The organism is Halobellus sp. H-GB7 (assembly GCF_030848585.1).
GTDB classification, from domain to species: domain Archaea; phylum Halobacteriota; class Halobacteria; order Halobacteriales; family Haloferacaceae; genus Haloquadratum; species Haloquadratum inordinatus.
In genome coordinates this window covers 261,100-278,685 of record NZ_JAVDDW010000002.1, presented here as the reverse complement: position 1 = coordinate 278,685, position 17,586 = coordinate 261,100, and the positions used below count along the sequence as shown (strand labels likewise).

18 protein-coding genes are annotated in these 17,586 nt (G+C 66.4%); 9 read left to right on the top strand and 9 right to left on the bottom strand.

The genetic code is table 11. From position 1 onward, the window contains the following. The first annotated feature begins 238 nt into the window (after positions 1 to 238). Genes RBH22_RS06320 through RBH22_RS06305 form a run of 4 tightly spaced genes read left to right on the top strand, consistent with a single transcriptional unit; the run spans position 239 to position 4,179 of the window. Positions 239 to 1,177: a branched-chain amino acid ABC transporter permease gene (locus RBH22_RS06320; RefSeq protein ID WP_256546636.1), complete on the top strand. Its 939-nt coding sequence runs from the start codon at positions 239 to 241 to the stop codon at positions 1,175 to 1,177. Then, a complete protein-coding gene (locus RBH22_RS06315) occupies positions 1,174 to 2,508 on the top strand; it encodes a branched-chain amino acid ABC transporter permease (protein WP_306676898.1) in 1,335 nt (444 codons plus the stop codon). The genes RBH22_RS06320 and RBH22_RS06315 overlap by 4 nt, the downstream gene beginning before the upstream one ends. Next, positions 2,501 to 3,400 (top strand): ABC transporter ATP-binding protein, encoded by a 900-nt coding sequence (locus tag RBH22_RS06310; protein ID WP_306676897.1) that lies wholly within the window; start codon positions 2,501 to 2,503, stop codon positions 3,398 to 3,400. The genes RBH22_RS06315 and RBH22_RS06310 overlap by 8 nt, the downstream gene beginning before the upstream one ends. After that, a complete protein-coding gene (locus RBH22_RS06305; protein ID WP_306676896.1) occupies positions 3,397 to 4,179 on the top strand; it encodes an ABC transporter ATP-binding protein in 783 nt (260 codons plus the stop codon). Before RBH22_RS06310 ends, RBH22_RS06305 begins: the two co-directional genes overlap by 4 nt. Positions 4,180 to 4,337: 158 nt before the next feature. Here RBH22_RS06305 and RBH22_RS06300 read toward each other — a convergent pair whose 3' ends face one another. Further along, entirely contained in the window at positions 4,338 to 5,723 is a 1,386-nt protein-coding gene (locus RBH22_RS06300; RefSeq protein WP_306676895.1) for an ABC transporter substrate-binding protein, read from the bottom strand. A 294-nt stretch (positions 5,724 to 6,017) separates the two neighbouring features. On the opposite strand from RBH22_RS06300, the gene udk reads away from it, so the two are divergent. Both udk and RBH22_RS06290 read left to right on the top strand, forming a co-directional pair. Further along, positions 6,018 to 6,710 (top strand): uridine kinase, encoded by a 693-nt coding sequence (gene udk, locus RBH22_RS06295; RefSeq protein ID WP_256545322.1) that lies wholly within the window; start codon positions 6,018 to 6,020, stop codon positions 6,708 to 6,710. Between the two features lie 428 nt (positions 6,711 to 7,138). Then, complete coding sequence (locus RBH22_RS06290) at positions 7,139 to 8,167, top strand: AIR synthase family protein (RefSeq protein ID WP_306676894.1); 1,029 nt, start codon at positions 7,139 to 7,141, stop codon at positions 8,165 to 8,167. 14 nt (positions 8,168 to 8,181) lie between these two features. On the opposite strand, the gene RBH22_RS06285 is transcribed toward RBH22_RS06290, so the two are convergent. Continuing rightward, complete coding sequence (locus tag RBH22_RS06285; protein ID WP_256289563.1) at positions 8,182 to 8,676, bottom strand: DUF309 domain-containing protein; 495 nt, start codon at positions 8,674 to 8,676, stop codon at positions 8,182 to 8,184. 61 nt (positions 8,677 to 8,737) lie between these two features. On the opposite strand from RBH22_RS06285, the gene RBH22_RS06280 reads away from it, so the two are divergent. After that, entirely contained in the window at positions 8,738 to 9,556 is an 819-nt protein-coding gene (locus tag RBH22_RS06280) for a succinylglutamate desuccinylase/aspartoacylase family protein (RefSeq protein ID WP_256545320.1), read from the top strand. A gap of 55 nt (positions 9,557 to 9,611) precedes the next feature. Here RBH22_RS06280 and RBH22_RS06275 read toward each other — a convergent pair whose 3' ends face one another. The 7 genes from RBH22_RS06275 to RBH22_RS06245 all read right to left on the bottom strand — a co-directional run bounded on the left by RBH22_RS06275 (position 9,612) and on the right by RBH22_RS06245 (position 15,550). Beyond that, positions 9,612 to 10,061 (bottom strand): UPF0179 family protein, encoded by a 450-nt coding sequence (locus tag RBH22_RS06275; protein ID WP_256289561.1) that lies wholly within the window; start codon positions 10,059 to 10,061, stop codon positions 9,612 to 9,614. Between the two features lie 279 nt (positions 10,062 to 10,340). Beyond that, a complete protein-coding gene (locus RBH22_RS06270) occupies positions 10,341 to 11,390 on the bottom strand; it encodes a dipeptide epimerase (RefSeq protein WP_306676893.1) in 1,050 nt (349 codons plus the stop codon). A gap of 3 nt (positions 11,391 to 11,393) precedes the next feature. Continuing rightward, on the bottom strand, positions 11,394 to 12,446 hold the full coding sequence (locus tag RBH22_RS06265) for a DUF1611 domain-containing protein (protein WP_306676892.1): 1,053 nt from the start codon (positions 12,444 to 12,446) through the stop codon (positions 11,394 to 11,396). A 211-nt stretch (positions 12,447 to 12,657) separates the two neighbouring features. Then, positions 12,658 to 13,587, bottom strand: a complete 930-nt coding sequence (locus tag RBH22_RS06260; RefSeq protein ID WP_256545317.1) for a Vms1/Ankzf1 family peptidyl-tRNA hydrolase — start codon at positions 13,585 to 13,587, stop codon at positions 12,658 to 12,660. A gap of 159 nt (positions 13,588 to 13,746) precedes the next feature. Next, a complete protein-coding gene (locus RBH22_RS06255; RefSeq protein WP_121569268.1) occupies positions 13,747 to 14,097 on the bottom strand; it encodes a DUF5802 family protein in 351 nt (116 codons plus the stop codon). Between the two features lie 108 nt (positions 14,098 to 14,205). Beyond that, positions 14,206 to 14,505, bottom strand: a complete 300-nt coding sequence (locus RBH22_RS06250; RefSeq protein WP_256289557.1) for a hypothetical protein — start codon at positions 14,503 to 14,505, stop codon at positions 14,206 to 14,208. Continuing rightward, complete coding sequence (locus tag RBH22_RS06245; protein WP_306676891.1) at positions 14,495 to 15,550, bottom strand: zinc-binding dehydrogenase; 1,056 nt, start codon at positions 15,548 to 15,550, stop codon at positions 14,495 to 14,497. The genes RBH22_RS06250 and RBH22_RS06245 overlap by 11 nt, the downstream gene beginning before the upstream one ends. 141 nt (positions 15,551 to 15,691) lie before the next feature. On the opposite strand from RBH22_RS06245, the gene dnaJ reads away from it, so the two are divergent. Continuing rightward, positions 15,692 to 16,867: a molecular chaperone DnaJ gene (dnaJ, locus tag RBH22_RS06240; RefSeq protein ID WP_306676890.1), complete on the top strand. Its 1,176-nt coding sequence runs from the start codon at positions 15,692 to 15,694 to the stop codon at positions 16,865 to 16,867. A 373-nt stretch (positions 16,868 to 17,240) separates the two neighbouring features. Next, entirely contained in the window at positions 17,241 to 17,558 is a 318-nt protein-coding gene (locus RBH22_RS06235; protein WP_306676888.1) for a cupin domain-containing protein, read from the top strand. Positions 17,559 to 17,586 lie beyond the last annotated feature (28 nt).

Genomic DNA, 17,586 nt, shown 5'->3' with positions numbered 1-17,586 from the left:
CGGCGCGTCACCGCGGGAAGAAAGACTTATCATCGTTTCCCGACCGCAAACATCGTGAGGATAGTTATCAATGGGTATCGCCGAGACATACACACGCGGACGTCAGTTCGCGGTGGCACGGCCCGGTTCCGTTCTCTTGGCGCTCGTCGGGATCATCCTGTTGTACGACCTGTTCTCCGGTCTCGCGACCGGACAGACGTCGTTCAGCAGCGTCGGCTCGCTCGTCTGGGACGGGCTGATGCGCGGGCTGGTGATCGGTCTCGCGGGCATCGGGCTCTCTATGACGTACAGTATTCTGAACTTCGCGAACTTCGCGCACGGTGACTTCATCACCGCGGGCGCGTTCTCCGGGTGGGCGACGACGTACCTCGTCGCCGGCCTCGGTCGGGCCGACGTGGGGGCGCTGTTGCTCGTCGGCGCGGGCGGGTCCGTCTTCGGCGGGACGCTCGGCATCGGCGTCACCGGGACGCCGCTGGCCGTCGTCGCCGGCGCGCTCGTCGCCGGCGTCGCCACCGTCGTCCTCGCGCTGGGCATCGATCGGCTCGTATTCAAGCCCATCCGCGACGAGGACGGCATCACGCTTCTCATCACGAGCGTCGGCGTCGCGTTCGCGCTGCGGTATCTGATGCAGTTCGTCTTCGGATCGAGCGTCCGCGGCACGACGTCACAGCCGCCGTCGATCTCGCTGTACTTCGTCGACGGGGCCGTCCGCATCAACGCCCACGACATCGCGCTCGTCGTCGTCGCCGGGGGGCTGATGCTCGCCGTGCACCTGCTCTTACAGATGACGAAACTCGGGAAGGCGATGCGGGCGATGGCGGACAACGAGGATCTCGCCCAGATCACGGGCATCCCGACCGAGCGCGTCGTGCGCTCGGTGTGGGTCATCGGCGGCGGCCTCACCGGCGTCGCCGGCTATATGTTCATCCTCTGGAAGGGCACACTCGGCTTCAACGACGGGTGGCTCCTCTTGCTCCTCATCTTCGCCGCGGTCATCCTCGGCGGCATCGGCTCGATCTACGGCGCCATCGTCGGCGGCCTCGCGATCGGGCTGACAGCGTCGGTGTCGGTCATCTGGATCCCGTCGGCGTTCGCCCGCGCGGCGGCGTTCGCCGTGATGATCGTCCTGCTGCTCGTGAAACCTGAGGGCATCTTCTCCGGGAGGTCGACAGCATGAGCGTCCGCGACGACGTCTCCGCGCGGTTACCGGGTGGCGACGCCGGGCTAATCGTGGCCGTCCTCGTCGTCATCTACATCGCGTACGTTCTGATCGGCGTCGGCCTCGGCTACTCGCTGCGCGGCCAACTCAACACCATCGCGGTCCTCACGTTCTACATCGGCGTCTTCGCGATGCTCGCGCTCGCGCTCAACCTCCACTGGGGGTACACCGGGCTGTTCAACATCGGTATCGTCGGCTTCATGGCCGTCGGTATCTACGTGATGGCGCTGGTCTCGAAACCGCTCTATGAATCTGGCGGCGCGGCGCAGGTCGGTGGGCTCGGACTGCCGCTCATCGTCGGCATCATCGCCGGGATGGTCGCGGCGGCGCTTCTCGGGCTGGTGATCGCGCTCCCGGCACTCCGGTTGCGGGCGGACTATCTCGCCATCGTGACGATCGCGATGTCCGAAATCGTCCGTTTCTCGTTCCTCTCGGGCGAACTCCAGCAGTTCCAACTGTTCGGCGAGCGCGTCGGCTTCGGCGGCGGATCGGGGCTCATCCTCGATTTCACCGACCCGCTGGAGGCGTTCTTCGGCTTCTTCGGCCTCTGGGACGCGTATCTGGGCTTCGTCGACTCGTTCGAGGTGCTCGTTCCCAACAACCCGAAGCCCGTCGTCGACGGCCTCGTCTACGGCGTGGTGCTGCTCTTCTTCGTCGCGGCGTTCTACTGGCTGCTCAAGCGCACGGGCGAATCGCCGTTCGGCCGCGTCCTCAAGGCAATCCGTGAAGACGAGGACGTTGCGAACTCGCTCGGGAAGAACACGAACCGGTTCAAAATTAAGGCGTTTATGCTGGGCTGTGCGCTGATGGGCCTGGCGGGCATCCTCTGGCTGATGACGAGCGGTGCCGTCACGCCGAACTTCTTCCGGCCGCGGATCACGTTCTTCGTGTGGATCGCGCTGATCATCGGCGGCGCGGGGTCGAACACGGGAAGCGTTCTCGGCGGCGCGGTCTTCGCCGCGCTGCTCTATCAGGGGCCGCGGTACCTGAAGAACCTCGTCGACACCGTCCTGCCGAACGCGGACGCGCCGTCGGGATTCGGCCCGGCGATCGCGCCGCTCATCTCGAATTTCGATCCGGCACCGCTGTTCTTCTACACGATCGACAGCATCCGACAACTCCAACTCGTGTTCATGGGACTCGTGCTCATCTGGCTGATGCACAACCGACCGGAGGGAATGCTCGGCTACCGCAAGGAGACGGCCGCCGGCATCCCGCTGACCGCGGCGCGTGCGCGCGGAACAGCGGAGACCGACGGCGGCGAATCCGGAGGTGGTTCCGATGAGTGAGGCGGCCGACGCGGGCGACGGCGACGAACCGGGTGTCGAATCCGGAGCCACGTCAGGCGCCGGCGCTGTCGGCGACGCGCCGACGGAACTGGATCTCGGCTCCGGCGGCCCGAGCGTCAGCGAGGAGTACCCGCTGCAGGTGGACAGTCTGCGGAAGTCCTTCGGCGGGATCACCGCCGTCGACGACGCGTCCTTCCAGGTCGAGCGCGGGAGCCTCACCGGGCTGATCGGCCCGAACGGCGCCGGGAAGTCGACGACGTTCAACCTCATCACGGGGATGCTCCAGCCGGACTCCGGAACCGTGACGTTCGACGGCGAGGACATCACCGGGCAGAAGCCCCACGCCATCGCGAATAGGGGACTCGTCCGGACGTTCCAGATCGCCCGCGAACTGCAGGAGATGACGGTGCTCGAGAATATGATGCTGGCACCGAAGTACCAGCGCGGCGAGGCGCTGTGGCGGTCGGTGACGCCCGGGTTCCGCGGCGACGTCATCGAGCAGGAGTCCGAGTTGCTCGACCGCGTCTGGAACGTACTCGAGTTCTTCGAGATCGACCACATCGCCGAGGAGTACGCCGGGAACCTCTCGGGCGGCCAACGGAAACTCCTGGAGATGGCGCGGGCGCTGCTCACCGATCCGGATATGCTGCTGCTCGATGAGCCGTTCGCCGGCGTCAATCCGTCGCTGGAGCGGCGGCTCCTCGATCACATTCACGAACTCCGCGAGCAGGGGTACACGTTCCTGCTCGTCGAACACGATATGGACCTGATTATGGAGAACTGCGAACGCGTCATCGTCCTCCACCAGGGCCGGGTCCTGACGGAGGGCACGCCCGCAGAGATACAGGCGAACGAAGAGGTCATCGAGGCCTACCTCGGAGGGAACGTATGAGCGCAGACACTACTGGGGGAGCCGACGGCGACGGCGCCGCGGTCTCCCGTGAGACGATTCCGGAGCGCGGAGACCAGTCCTTACTCGAAGTTCGGGATCTCGACGCCGGCTACGGCGATCTCCAGATCCTGACCGACGTCGATATGGACGTCGCCGACGGCGAGTACGTCACCATCGTCGGTCCGAACGGGGCCGGCAAGTCGACGGTGATGAAGTCCGTCTTCGGGCTCACGACCCATATGGGCGGGACCGTGACCTTCGAGGACGAGGACATCACCGGCCTCCGTCCGGAGGAGATCATCCACGAGGGGATCGGCTACGTCCCGCAGAACGACAACGTCTTCGCGTCGCTGACGGTTCGCGAGAACCTGGAGATGGGCGCGTACATCCTCGATGAGGTGCCACAGGACGCCCTCGACGCCGTTTTCGATCGGTTCCCGATCCTCGAGGAGCGGCAGACCCAGAAGGCGGGCACGATGTCTGGCGGCCAACAGCAGATGCTCGCGATGGGCCGCGCGCTGATGCTCGATCCCTCGCTGCTCTTACTCGACGAACCTTCTGCGGGCCTCGCGCCCGACCTCGTCGACGATATGTTCGACCGCATCGACGCGATCAACGACGACGGGACGGCGATCCTGATGGTCGAGCAGAACGCCAAGGAGGCGCTGCGGCGCTGTGACCGCGGCTACGTCCTCGCGAACGGCCAGAATCGGTATATGGACGACGGCGACGTGCTGCTGAACGACGAGCAGGTCCGTCAGGACTTCCTCGGCGGATAATACGGCCGTCGCACCTTCTTTTCGATCCCACGGACTGCGGTAGACAGTGCCAGGTACGGACCTCAGACGACAGCAGACGGTGCCGGGGAGCAATCGCTCGCGGCGCTACTCGGTTGTCGCCGTCGAAAAAAAACTCGGAATCGATCGAACGGGTCGCTCTAGCTGTCCGGTCCCGACAGCGCCGTCTCGATGACGGAGGAGTACGAGGACTCGCCTTTGTTGAAGGCGACCTTGTGGTAGACCTCGCCGCCGAACTGCTCGGTGAAGACGTTGCTGAAGCGGTCCGAGAGCTGCTGGCCGTAGTCGTTGTTGACGTACAGCGTCGAGACGGAACTGACGCCGAGCCGTTCGGACATCACCTGCGCCATCACGCGGCCCTGCAGGAAGTCCGAGGGCGCCGTCCGGAAGATGTAGTCGTCGTCGTCGAGGTTCGACACCGACAGCGCGGTTGACGACGGCGAACAGCCGACGATCTCGTTCGGGATGAACACCTGCTGTGAGACGGGGACGTTGACGCCCGAGGACGCCGACCCGCAGACGCTCGGCACGCCGGCGCTCGCGAGCGTCTCGGCGGCCGAGGTACCGGCGCTCGGTGACGTCTGGGTGTCCTCGATCTGCGCGTTGACCGACAGACCAGCGGGGTTGGCCTCGTTGATCTGCTTCACGGGGATCTGTGCCGCCTGGATCATCGGCTGTCCGACGGAGGCGAGGTCACCGGTCTCGGGGAGCAAGATTCCGACGGACATCTCGCGGTCGCTGCCGCCCGGTCCGCTGTCGGCGGAAGGACCGGCGCCGTCTGGGTTCTCGCCCTCGAAGTTCTGGACTTCGACCTGGCTCGTCCCGCCGTCGGCGAACTCCCAGATGGAGTAGGCTGCGGACGCCGGGTCGCCGTCTTCGTTGAAGTTCGTCGCCGACGACGCGCCCTGATAGTTTACGTCTTCGCCGTTTGCGGCCGCCTCGACGCCCTCGACGAGGTTCTCGGGCGTGACGGTCATCCCGTCCGGGTTCGCGATCCGGCGCATCTGATCGCGGATCGCGGTTCCGTCGTTCGCGCCGGCAGCGGCGTTCGCGAGGAGCTGAATCGCGACGGAGTCGTACGTCTGCGAGGTGAACACGCCGGGCGAGGAGCCGTACTCGTCCTGGAACAGCGTGTTGAACGCCTCCTGGTTCGGCCCGCCAGCGGCCGGGGCCGTCCCGGTGACGTTCGCCATATCGTTCCCGACCTGGCCCGGCATCGCACCGTCGCGGAGGCCGTCGGGAACGAGAATCTCCTCGCTGCCGTCAGATTGGCTGTAGTAGTCACGGAACAGCTGAATCCCACTTTCGGGGTACCCGATGACGACGAGGCCTTCCGGGCCGCCGCTGCCGCCGCCACCGCCGCCGGTCGTTGTGGTTTCGCCGCCACCGTCTCCGCCTTCGGTACCCCCACCGTCGCCGCCGCCATCTCCGGGGCTTCCAATACAGCCTGCGAGTCCAGTTGCACCGATTGCACCAGCCGCACCGACGCGCTTCATAAAGTCGCGCCGTACGATATCACGTGCCATATCCCTCGGAAGGGGACTCCTCCGTATAAATGTATCCGTTACAATACTGTGCGTTCGGGTATATGCACTATACAATGACAACAATTCACGTGGTGAGATCCGCCCGTACCCGGTGTCTGCTATTCCCGGCCAGGACGAACGTGGGGTCGTACTGATCGACTCCTGACGTTTTAGGGAGGCGTGTCAGTGATGGTCCAGTCTCGTCCGGTTCGGATTTGTTCACTTGTCCCAAAGACGCACCAGCAGACCTCCAAATCGCCACGCTCAAGCGCTCGGGGACCCGCCCATCAAGAGATGACCATCCCCTCGTTCGTCATCGGGATCGCGGGCGGCACCGGCGCGGGGAAGACGACCGTCGCGCGCCTCATCACCGAGAACGTCGGCGACGACGTCACGCGGATCCCGCTGGACAACTACTACGAGGATCTGAGCCACCTCGACTTCGAGGAGCGTGAGGACGTCAACTACGACCACCCGTCGGCGTTCGAGTGGGAACTGATCCGCGAGCAGGTATCGACGCTCCTGGAAGGACAGCCCATCGAGATGCCGACCTACGACTTCGAGACCCACAACCGGACCGACGATCCCGAGACGGTCGAACCGACGGACGTCATCATCGTCGAGGGGATCTTCGCGCTCTACGACGAGGAGATCAACGAGATGCTCGATCTCCGCTTGTACGTCGAGACCGACGCCGACGTCCGAATCCTTCGCCGTATCCAACGCGACGTGATCGACCGCGGGCGCGATCTGGAGGGCGTCATCGATCAGTACCTCTCGACGGTCAAGCCGATGCACGAACAGTTCGTCGAGCCCACGAAGCGGCACGCCGACCTCATCGTCCCGGAGGGAGCGAACACGGTTGCAGTGAACCTCCTCGAAGAGAAGATCCGCGCCGAAGCCGGCGGCAGTACACCGCGGGAGTGGGAGCGTGACTCCGTCGAAGAAGCGCTCGTCGACCAGATCTCGGTCGATCCCGACCAGTGACCGCACTCGAAACGCGGCTCCGGCGAGCGAGTGACGTCACGCACTGGCTGCACCACGAAGAGTCGGATCGGGTGCTGGCCGAACTCACGCGGCAGTTTCGCACGGCCCCCTAACTCCGCTCTCCGGTTCCAGCCGGCGATCGCTTCGGTGTCGCAGTTGGCTCCATCGCCGCCCCTCGGACTATATATATCTTAAGAGTACACTTAGCGAGATACTTATACGGACCCGGGAAAAGGTCAGGTGACGCGAGGTCGTCGCGCCGGCGGGATGAGCTCCGTTGGATTCGCGCTCGCGTCCCTTCGTGAGCCGGTCGGTCGGGGGGACGACCCCCTGCGGCCGACTGTCGAAACAACGTCGTGAGCGACTGGTCCCCGCTGACGATCGGGCGACAGCGCCACGTTCAAATCGCCCCGGAGAGACCGTCGAATATGGCGGATCTCGGCAAAGTCGATCGCTCGTTCTTCGACGAGTACGTCTTCCCGCGTCTCGGCGCCGACCGCGACGACGTGGCGCTCGGTCCGACGCACGGCGTCGACTTCGGCGTGCTAGATCTCGACGGTACGGCCGTCGTTATCGCGACCGATCCCGTCTCCGTCCTTCCGGGCCTCGGATTCGAGCGCGCCGGGCGGTTCGCGCTCGATTTCGTCCTCGCTGACGTCGCCGTCTCCGGACTCGCTCCCTCTCATCTCGCCATCTCGTTCACGCTCCCGCCCGATTTCGACGACGAGTCGTTCGCAACGCTGTGGGAGTCGATGCACCGAGAGGCCGCGGACCTCGGCGTCTCGATCGTCACCGGCCACACCGCCCGCTACAGCGGCTGTTCGTTTCCGTGGGTCGGCGGCGCGACGGCGCTCGGCGTCGGCGATCACGACGACCTGATCCGCCCGGACGGCGCACGCGTCGGCGACGACGTGCTCGTGACGAAGGGTCCCGGCGTGGAGGCCACGGGGCTCCTCACGTCGCTGTTCCCCGAGCAGTTCGACCTCGACGCGGCGACGCTGGCGGCCGCGCAGTCCCGCCTCGACGACGCGTCCTGCGTCCGCGACGCGATGACGGCGGCCGCGGTAGGCGGCGTCAACGCGATGCACGACGCGACCGAGTGCGGACTCTTCGGCGCGTTCGTCGAGGTCGCAGACGGTGCTGGCGTCCGATTCGATCTCTCCACGGACGAGATCCCCCTTTTGCCGGGCGTCCGCGAGACCGCCGACGCGCTCGGGATCGATCCGTGGAAGGCGACCACCGGCGGGACGCTCGTGCTGACGGTCGATCCCGATCGCACTGCGGACGTCGTCGGCGCGCTGGAGTCAGAGGGAACGCCGGTCGGCGTCGCTGGAACGGTCGAATCGGGGACGGGCGTCGCGGTCGACGGTGCGGAGATTTCACATCCCGACGTCGATCCCTCGTGGGCGGCCTTCGAGGAGTTGGCGCGGGCGAGCGACGTGGAAGACAGCGCGTGACTGCCGTCGCCCGCTTACTCTAGCCGCTCGGCGTACTCGCGGTCCAGTCTATCTGCCGCCGGACGCTCACCGTCGAGTTCGATCCGCCACCCCTCCAGGACTGTCGGGTCGTCGAGTGCGTCGCCCAGCGTCCCTCGGACGTCGTGGACGTTGACGCCGTAGTAGTCGTCGGGGACACCTCGGAGGTACTGCAGCGCGGTGCGGAACAGCGATCGCATTCCGTCGTCGTCCTCGAAATCAAAGTGCTTGTACGCGCCGGCGGCGACCTGGACCATTCCGTGGAGAAACGCGCTTTCGGTCGTCCCCGAACCGTAGTTGTACCACTCCACCTCGAAGCAGTCGTGCGACTCGTGGAAGGCCCCCGAGTTGTAGAGTCGGACCCCGTGGATCGTCGCCCGGCGAAGCGTCCCGTGCTCCCACCCGTTCGACGCGGCCCGCGTCGGATCCCAACCGGTCGGCGTACCGGTCGTCGGCGGCCCCACTGTGTCGTCGCGGGTGTGGTCTGTCACGTTCGCTGCTTCGGTCCCCACAAACAAAGAGATTTGACTCTCCGTCACTTGACGAGAATCAATGCGAATCTACGAACTCGGGGAGGGGACACCCGAGGTCGCCGTCGTCGGATCGGTCCACGGAGACGAACCCTGCGGGGAGCGGGCGATCGAACGCTTCGTCGCGTCCGATCCGGACGTCGAGCGGCCGGTAAAGCTCATCGTCGCCAACGAGGAGGCGCTTGCGGCCGACGTCCGCTACCTCGACGAGGACCTCAACCGGGCGTTCCCGGGCGATCCAAACGCGACGACGCACGAAGGCCGACTCGCGCACGATCTCGTGCGCGAACTCCGGGGAAAGACTGTCCTCTCGCTGCACTCGACGCAGTCGTACGCCGAGCCGTTCGCACTCGTCGACGAGGTCGGCGCGGTGTCGCGGGCGATCTGTCCGCACCTCCCGATCGAGTACCTCGTCGAGACGGGCTCGTTCGCGGGCGGTCGGCTCATCGATCACGCACACACGATCGAGGTCGAGACCGGGCTACAGGGAACCGAGGAGGCTGCGACGAACGCCTACTGGCTCGTTCGCGCGTTCCTGTCGGCGACGGGTGTGCTGCCCGCGCCGATCGAAGGCGACGTCGAACCGCCGCTGTCGCTACACCGGCGGGAGGAAGACGAAGTGACGGTCTTCCGCCTGCTCGATCAGATTCCGAAGGACCCCGCCGAAGACTACCGAGTCTTCGTCGACAACTTCCAGCGCGTCGCGCCGGGTGACCCCGTCGCCGCCGCCGATGGAGAGTCCTACAGCGCAGACAGCGAGTTCTACCCGGTGCTCCTCTCGGCGTACGGCTACGAGGACGTGTTCGGTTACGCGGCCGATCGGCTAGGCACGCTCGCGTGAGGAGAATATCCGGAGCAACCGGGTGTCGAACGGTGGTGCGAGACGAGTGCTCCGACTACGATTCCGGCGGGGCGAGTTCGACGAGCGTCAGCTCTCGGTCGAGATAACAGAACTCGTGGGGCGGGTCACCACGGACCTCGTCGATCCGGTACTCCGTCTCGAAGTCCGCACCGTCCGGTACGCAGTACTCGTGGCTCGGACACTCCGTGTGGGGGCACGGGCCGGGGAGCGTCACCTTGCTGCCGGCGTAGGCTCCCTTCGAGGCGACGTTGGCCGTAATCGAGGCCGGCTCGACTTCGACGGCGCGAACGCCGGTATCGTGGACGGCGCAATCGAGGAGTTGTCCGTTCTCGCGAACGTCCGTCACCTCGTAGCGGACGCCTTCGGTGAGGTTCAGACACTGCTGTCGGTAGGGACAGCCCTCGCACGCCGACGACTCGCCCTCGTAGACGAACTCCGTCCCCGGAGACGCGAGCCGGTCGCCGATGAGCGTGACCTGGGACATCTACGTCCGACTATTCGTCGCGCGCGGTTAAGCGTGTGTGTCCGGCGGAACGGAAGCGGCCGAGAGTCGCGACTGTGGTGGGCCGAGTCCAGCGATCAGCCTGACACGACTGCGACGCGTCGCTGTGGGCTTGCGAACAGTCGGCACCGACAACCGGTCCCACGCCGACGTGCCGAACGACCGCGGCCCGACGCGGGACGAACGTCATCTCACACGCCCGCTGGCGTCGGATTGGTATAAGAACCTGCGGAGGCGTCGGCTCGCTCGGCGGGGGTCGGCTCACTCAGTCCGTCGTGCGCCCGTCCCTGTGAGCCCGCGATCCGCGAGCGCGTCGAGACGGATTTCGCTGCCGTCGATCGGCACGCCCGCGTACTCGTCGTCGTCGAGGAGGAGCGCCCCGTCGAGGTCCGCGTAGTCGAGCAGCGGCGCGAGGTGACAGGCGGCCGCGATGGCGGCGTTCGTCTCGATCATACAGCCGAGCATCACCTCCAGCCCGTGCGCGCGAGCGGCGGCGATCATCCGCCGCGCTTCCGGAAGTCCGCCGCACTTCATCAGTTTCAGATTGACGATGTCCGTTCGGTCGGCGACCGCCGGGACGTCCGGGAGCGTCACGCAGGACTCGTCGGCCGCGATCGGGAGCGCGGAACGCTCGTAGACGAACCGCAGGCCCTCGGGATCGCTCGCCGGAACCGGCTGCTCGACGAACTCGACGCCGTAGGAGGCGAGTCGGTCGGTCATCCCGACCGCCTCACGCGGTGTCCACGCCTCGTTCGCGTCGACGCGGATCCGCGCTTCGGGCGCTTCCTCGCGGACGGCGGCGACGATCTCCTCGTCGCGGTCGGTACCGAGTTTTATTTTCAGCACGTCGTAGCCGTCGTCCACGGCGGCCCGCGTCTTCTCGCGCATTCGGTCGGTCTCGTCGAGTCCGATCGTGAACGACGTTTTCGGTGTCTGATCGGGGTCGAGACCCCACTGTCGGTACAGCGGCACGTCGAGGCGCTTCGCGGCGAGGTCGTGCAGCGCGACGTCGACCGCCGTACGCGCCGCCGGGTTGTCCTCGACGACGCCGCGGAGTTTCCGTTCGATCGCCGCGATCGCGTGCGGGTCGTCGACGGACTCGACGACCGCGAGCAGGTCGGGCAGGACCGCCTCGACGGTTGCGGCCGTCTCCCCGTAGTGGGCTGAGGGTGCGGCGGCACCGACGCCCGTGGTCCCGTCGTCGTCGGTGATCCGGACGACGACGTTCTCCGCGGTGGTCTGGGTGCCGCGCGAGATCGTGAACGCGTCCGCGAGCGGGAGCGTAACGCGCTCGAACTCCGTCGAGAGCATCGCTCACTCCGCTCCGAGGATCGCATCGAGGACCGCGTCGGCGTCGAACCGGACGACGTCGGTCGCCGGCCGACCGAGCTCCTCGGCGTAGGCGTCGACGGCGGCCTGTGCCTCCGCGTCGTCTTCGATGTCCGAGGTGTTCAGCGCGCCCGCGACGACCTCGCCCTCGTGGACGGGTGCGGCGAGGTTCTCGTAGAGATCGACGTATTCGTCGAGCGAGGGCAGCGAGAACGACTCGTACCCGTGGATCGCCTCGCGACCCGCCGAGTGGCAGAGGACCATCGAGTCGGGCATCGAGCCGTGCAGGATGCCGCAGGTGACCGCGGAGTACGCCGGGTGGACGATGCTTCCTTGGCCTTCGACGAACAGCACGTCGTAGTCGTCGCCGACTTCCAGCAGCATCTCCTCGACGGCGCCCGCGGTGAAGTCCGAGACGACGCGGTCGATGGGGTTGCCCCAGCCGGCGATCATAATGCCCGTCTGGCCCGTCGGGATGAATCCGGCGTCGACCCCGCGCTCGCGGGCGGCCTCGACGAGTTCGAGCGCGACCGTCATCTTCCCGACCGAGCAGTCCGTCCCGACCGTCAGCACGACCTCGGCGTCGATGTCGGCGCTCCGGCCGCCGGCGACGGTCAGGTCCTCTTTCGGCTTGCGCACGTCGCGGAGGGCGACGTCGTGCTCGGCGGCGAGGTCGGCGAACTCCTCGTCTTCGGAGAGGAAGTAGTGGAGGCCGGCGACGATGTCACAGCCTCGTTCGATCGCGGTACGCACGTCGGGCCGCCAGGAGTCGTCGAAGTCGCCACCGATCGGGGAGATGCCGATCAGGAGCGTGTCCGCCTCGGGCGCGTCAGCCATCGAGGAGACGATCGGCACCTCGGGCAGGTCGCGCCGGTGGTCTGTCGTGACCGTTCCGGCGCGGTCACGGTCGAGGACGGCGACGACGTCGTAATCGGCGTATTTGAGGACGCCCGTGGCCGTCTTCGCCCGCTCGGGGAACTTCTCGTGTGCGAGGACGACGACCCGTTCGGGGTCGTCGCTGTCTGAGCCTGCGGTCATACCTGAATCGAGGCCGACTGCGGTTTTAATCCTCGTGGTTTGGCCACTCTTCATAGATTATCGTAACTGTTCGGAGATTCTCGCCGTAACGTCCGGCGAGAAATCTATAGTAGCGTTTGCAAGTCTTCGCGCACCTAATCACACGCAGTCGTGCGATTGGCTGTGTAATCAGTTGCAAACGCTACTATATGAGGACTTGCGACAACCTCTATCAGAGCAGCGACAGCCGGACCGTCCAGAACTCTCGAACCGCTCGCTGGAGCGCCTCGCCGGGGGCGCCACTGGCGTCGACGGCAGCCGTCCGGTCGGCGAGGTCGGTGAACTGTCCCAGCACCGTCTGTTCGCCGAGTACGACCAGATCGGCATCGTCTGGAAGCCCGATCGAACCGTCGCGCACGTCTGAATCAAGATGTGTCTCGATAGCTTCGCGCGCCCGATCGAGATGGTCGTCGACCTGCTGGTCGCGCCGTCGCTCGAAGCGTGCTTGCGAGAACCCGCCTTTCGAGTGCGATCCCATCACGTCGGACTCGATGTCGTCGACGAGCGTCACGGCGTCGCCGTCGTAGATCCCGAGCGCGAACAGATCCGAGCGCACGAGGGCGACCCACGTCGGTGCGGCGGGAGCGAACCACGACCGATCGAGCCTGAACTCGGAATCCCACGCGGCGAACGGCGCGGGCGGCGTCGGCGGTTCGAGCGCGGCAGCGACGAGGCCGGCGTCGTCGACGCAGACGAGACAGGGCGCGGCGCGACGAACCAGGGCCGCACGCTCGCCGAGCGCGTCCGAAACGGCCTCGGGGACCTCCTCGTCGACCATCGCGGTCAGTGCGCCTTCGGGGGCGGTCTCGAAAGACGCGAGTCGCGAGAGGATCTCGTCCCGGCGCTCGCCGCGGAGGGCCTCGCTACCGCGGAAGTCGACGTCGACCGTCTCGTCGCCCGAGAGCCGCTCGACCCGCTCTTCGAGCCCTTCGATCCGGTCTTCGAGTCGGTTGACTTCCGCCTCGGCCTCCTGTCGCTTCCGGGCGGCCTCCGATCGGCGCTCCTCTTCGGCCTCGGCGCGGCGTTCGAGGTGGCGTTTTTCCTCCTCTAGTTCCTCGATCCGGGCTTTGAGCTCTGCGCGGCCGAGCAACTCGTCGAGCATACCACGACGCGCGACCCCGGGCCACTTATACTGTCGGTTCTCGGAGACGACCCTCGATCGCTCAGGTCGGCAGGCGCTCCAGTTCTCGTTCAGACTGCGGGACACACCGGAGCAACGACCAAAAATCAGCGCTGTCGGGGGGTCGCTACCGGCCCGACCTCACGCCACGGCTTCGTCGTCGCCGAAACGATAGCCCGAGTACCGGAGGAGTTCGGCCGCGCGGTCGGGTCGCGCCAGCAACACGTCGCGTTCGGCCGGGAGGTCGGCGTCAGTGACCGATTCGGGGACGGCGAGCGTTCCCGAGGGGACCTCGTCGTCGCCGAGGACCGGGATGTGGCCACGATCGAGTTTCATCACGAGCGGCGCGTCGGTGCGGAAGAGCCCCTCGTCGCCGTAGAGGTGCTCGTTTACCCGCTCGTGATCCGCCCGCTGGATCGCGGGGACGTCCCGATCTGACGGCTCGACGTACAGTCGCCCCAGGTAGTAGCTCGTGGAGAACGTTTCGAACATCTGTGCGAGATGTTCTCACACATACATACTGATAAGTCTTTCTGGAAACCTACAAGTCGAAGCGCATTCAGTGGATATCGTCGAAAAACCGCGTCACTCGCCGGACGTTCACTCGTTTTTCGTCGCGGCCGTCATCGCCCAGACTGCCGTGAGACCCAGCGCGGCCGCGGGAACGAGCGGGAGCACGAGCAACGAAGCGATGTAGGGAATGCCGATCGCAGAGAGGATTCCCGGGCGGATGTAGATGATACCGGGGACGACGAGCGTGCAGACGACGAGGACGCCGACGAGCACCCAACCGCGCATCCCGAAGCCATCGGGCTCCGCCTCGGTGTCGGCCGAGGCTCCGCTGGCTGCCGTCTCCTCGCCACCCGGCCGATGGACGTATCCCTCGTCGTCAGAGCTCACTGTCCGGAATTACGACCACTTTGCCAAAGCCCTCACGGTTCTCGATCATTTCGTGAGCGCGCGCGGACTCGCTCATCGGCAGGGTCGCGCGGATCCGCGGTTCGAGGACACCCTCCCAGACGAGTTCGAGCGCTTCCTCGGCCTGTTCGGGCGTCGCCATCGTCGAGCCGATCACCTCCAGTTGGTTCCAGAAGATCCGGTTCAGCGCGGCGTCCGGATTCGGCCCCGTCGTCGCCCCACAGGTGACGAATCGACCCCCTTTCCGGAGGCTCTTCAGCGAGTCGTCGTAGGTGGCCTCGCCGATATGATCGACCACGACGTCGACGCCGCGGCCGTCCGTCAGATCGTGGACGTCGCGGGCGAAGTCCGACTCCTCGTAGTTGATGCCGTGGTCCGCCCCGCAGTCGGCCGCATACTCGAGTTTCTCCTCGGAGGAGGCGGTCGCGAACACCTCACAGCCGGCGTAGTCGGCGATCTGGACCGCGGCGTGGCCGACGCCGCCGGACGCACCGTGGACCAGCACGCGTTCGCCCGTCCGGAGCTCGGCCCGGTGGATCAGCATCCGCCAGGCGGTCTGGAAAACGAGGGACGCCGACCCGGCAACCTCCCAGTCGACGTGGTCGGGAACCGGAACCAGATTCGCAGCCGGCACCGCGGCGTACTCGGCGTGGACACCGCGGCTGTGTTCACCGATGATGTGGAAGTCGGGCGCGAGCGTCGGATCGTCCCGCCGCGGGAACTCGGAGCCGCTGCCTTCGGCGTCGTCGCCGGCGACGCCCGCGATGAGAGCGACGTGATCTCCCGGCTCGAAGCGCGTCACGTCCGTGCCGACTTCCGCGACGACGCCAGCCATATCGCTCCCGGGAATGTGCGGGAAGGAGAGATCGATCCCGGGGAGTCCGCGTCGCGTCCAGATGTCGAGGTGGTTCAGCGCGGCGGCTTTCACGTCGACGAGCACCTCGTCGCGGCCGACTTCTGGGTCGGGGAACTCGTCGTATTCGATGACGTCGCGGTCGCCGTGCCCGGTCAGTTGGACGGCTTTCATACCTGCCCTCTCACCCGCGGTGTACAAAAGCCCAGCCACGAGGACCTGCTGTGGTGGTCCGACCAGGATGGCTCGGCCACGGCGTCCTCTCTGCGACCCGTTCCGTTGAAGTAGTTCAACCAACTACGGATTCGACAACGAATGAGCGAGGACTTCTACGACGTACTCGGTGTCTCCCGGGACGCCACCGAGGACGAGATCACGCAGGCCTACCGGAAGAAGGCCGCAGAGTATCACCCCGACGTCTCCGAGGAGCCGGACGCCGAGGAGAAGTTCAAGAAGGTCAAGAAGGCCAAAGAGGTCCTCACCGACGACGAGAAGCGCCAGATGTACGACCAACTGGGTCACGAGCGCTTCGAACAGGCTGAAAAGCGCGGGGGCGTCGGCGGCGGCGCGGGCGGTGCCGGCGGCCGCGGCCAAGGCAATCCGTTCGGCGGGATGGGCGGCGGCGGCCAGGGCAACCCCTTCGAGGACATCTTCAGCCAGTTCTTCGGGGGCGGCCGCGGTCAGGGGCAGGGCCGACAGCGCAACCGCCCGCGACAGGGCCAGAACCTCCGCACGCAGGTCACGCTCGACCTCGAGGAGGTCTACGAGGGCGTCGAAAAGCAGTTCACGATCACCCGCCCCGAGACCTGTTCGGAATGTAACGGGCGCGGTCACCCGGAGGATGCCGAGGTGAACACCTGTCCGGAGTGTAACGGCCGCGGTCAGACCACGACCGTCCGCGACACGCCGCTGGGCCGCGTGCAGCAGACGCAGACGTGCCCGCGCTGTGAGGGCTCGGGCGAAACCTACAGCGAGACCTGTTCGACCTGTGGTGGCGACGGCGTCACGCGCGAGGAGGCGACGCTCTCGGTCGACATCCCGGCTGGCATCCGCGACGGCCAGACGCTCCGGATGGAAGGCGAGGGCGCGCCCGGCGAGAACGGCGGTCCGAACGGCGACCTGCTCATCGACGTCGCCGTCCGCGAACACGACGACTTCGAGCGCGAAGGCGACGACCTCTATCACCGCCACCCGATCTCGTTCCCGAAGGCCGTCTTCGGCGGGACGGTCGAGGTCCCGACCGTGGGCGGCACGACCGATCTCGACGTTCCAGACGGGACCCAGAGCGGCGAGGAGTTCCGGATCCGCGGCGAGGGGATGCCGCATCTCCGGGGTCGGGGCCACGGCGACCTCTACGTGCAGGTGCAGGTCGTGACGCCCGAGGAACTCAACGAAGAGCAGAAAGAGGCACTCGAAGCCTTCGCCGAGGCCGGCGGCGAGGACATCGATGTCAACGAGGGCTTCTTCGAGAAGATCAAGAATTCGTTCTAATCTACCTTTTTCCACGGTGGGTTTCCTCGCGGCGCTTCGCGCCGCTGCGGGAACCCACCGCGCAAAAACCTAGAGGGAAAAAGCCGCGAGGCGAGCGCCCGCTCGCCTCGCGGTGCTGACACGGGAAGACCGCCTCCGCACCGCCTCCGCTCCGCGACTGTTCTCGCTACTCCTCGTCGTCGTCGACGACGTAGGCCTGAAGTCGTCGACGGTGCCGACCCGCGGCGCGTCGAAGACGAGCCAGACGTGCGTGTTATCGGCCAGAGCGACACCACAATGCCCTAAACGGGTGGGACCCGGCAGTTGTCCATACTGTCGGCTGGGCTCACCACGGCCCTCACTTTCACGTGTCTCTCGGCCGAACACTCTCTGTATGTCATACACGAAAGCGAGCTACGAAGACGGCGAGGAGAAAGCACCCAGAATGTACTTCCTTCGGGACGAGCTCGACTGCGAGAACCTCGGGTTCACGGTCGTTGACGTCGGCGCCGACTGGAGCGGTATGGAACACGACCACGCCGACGGCGGCCACGAGGAAGTGTACTACCTCGTCGACGGCGCGGGCAGCATCACCATCGACGGCGACGACGTGTCGCTTTCCCCCGGCGACGCCGTCCGCGTCGCGCCGACGTCGAGCCGCCAACTCCACGCCGACGAATCGAGCACGTTCGTCGTGGCCGGCGCGCCCTGAGTGCCTGCGCGGGGGCGGCCGACGCCGT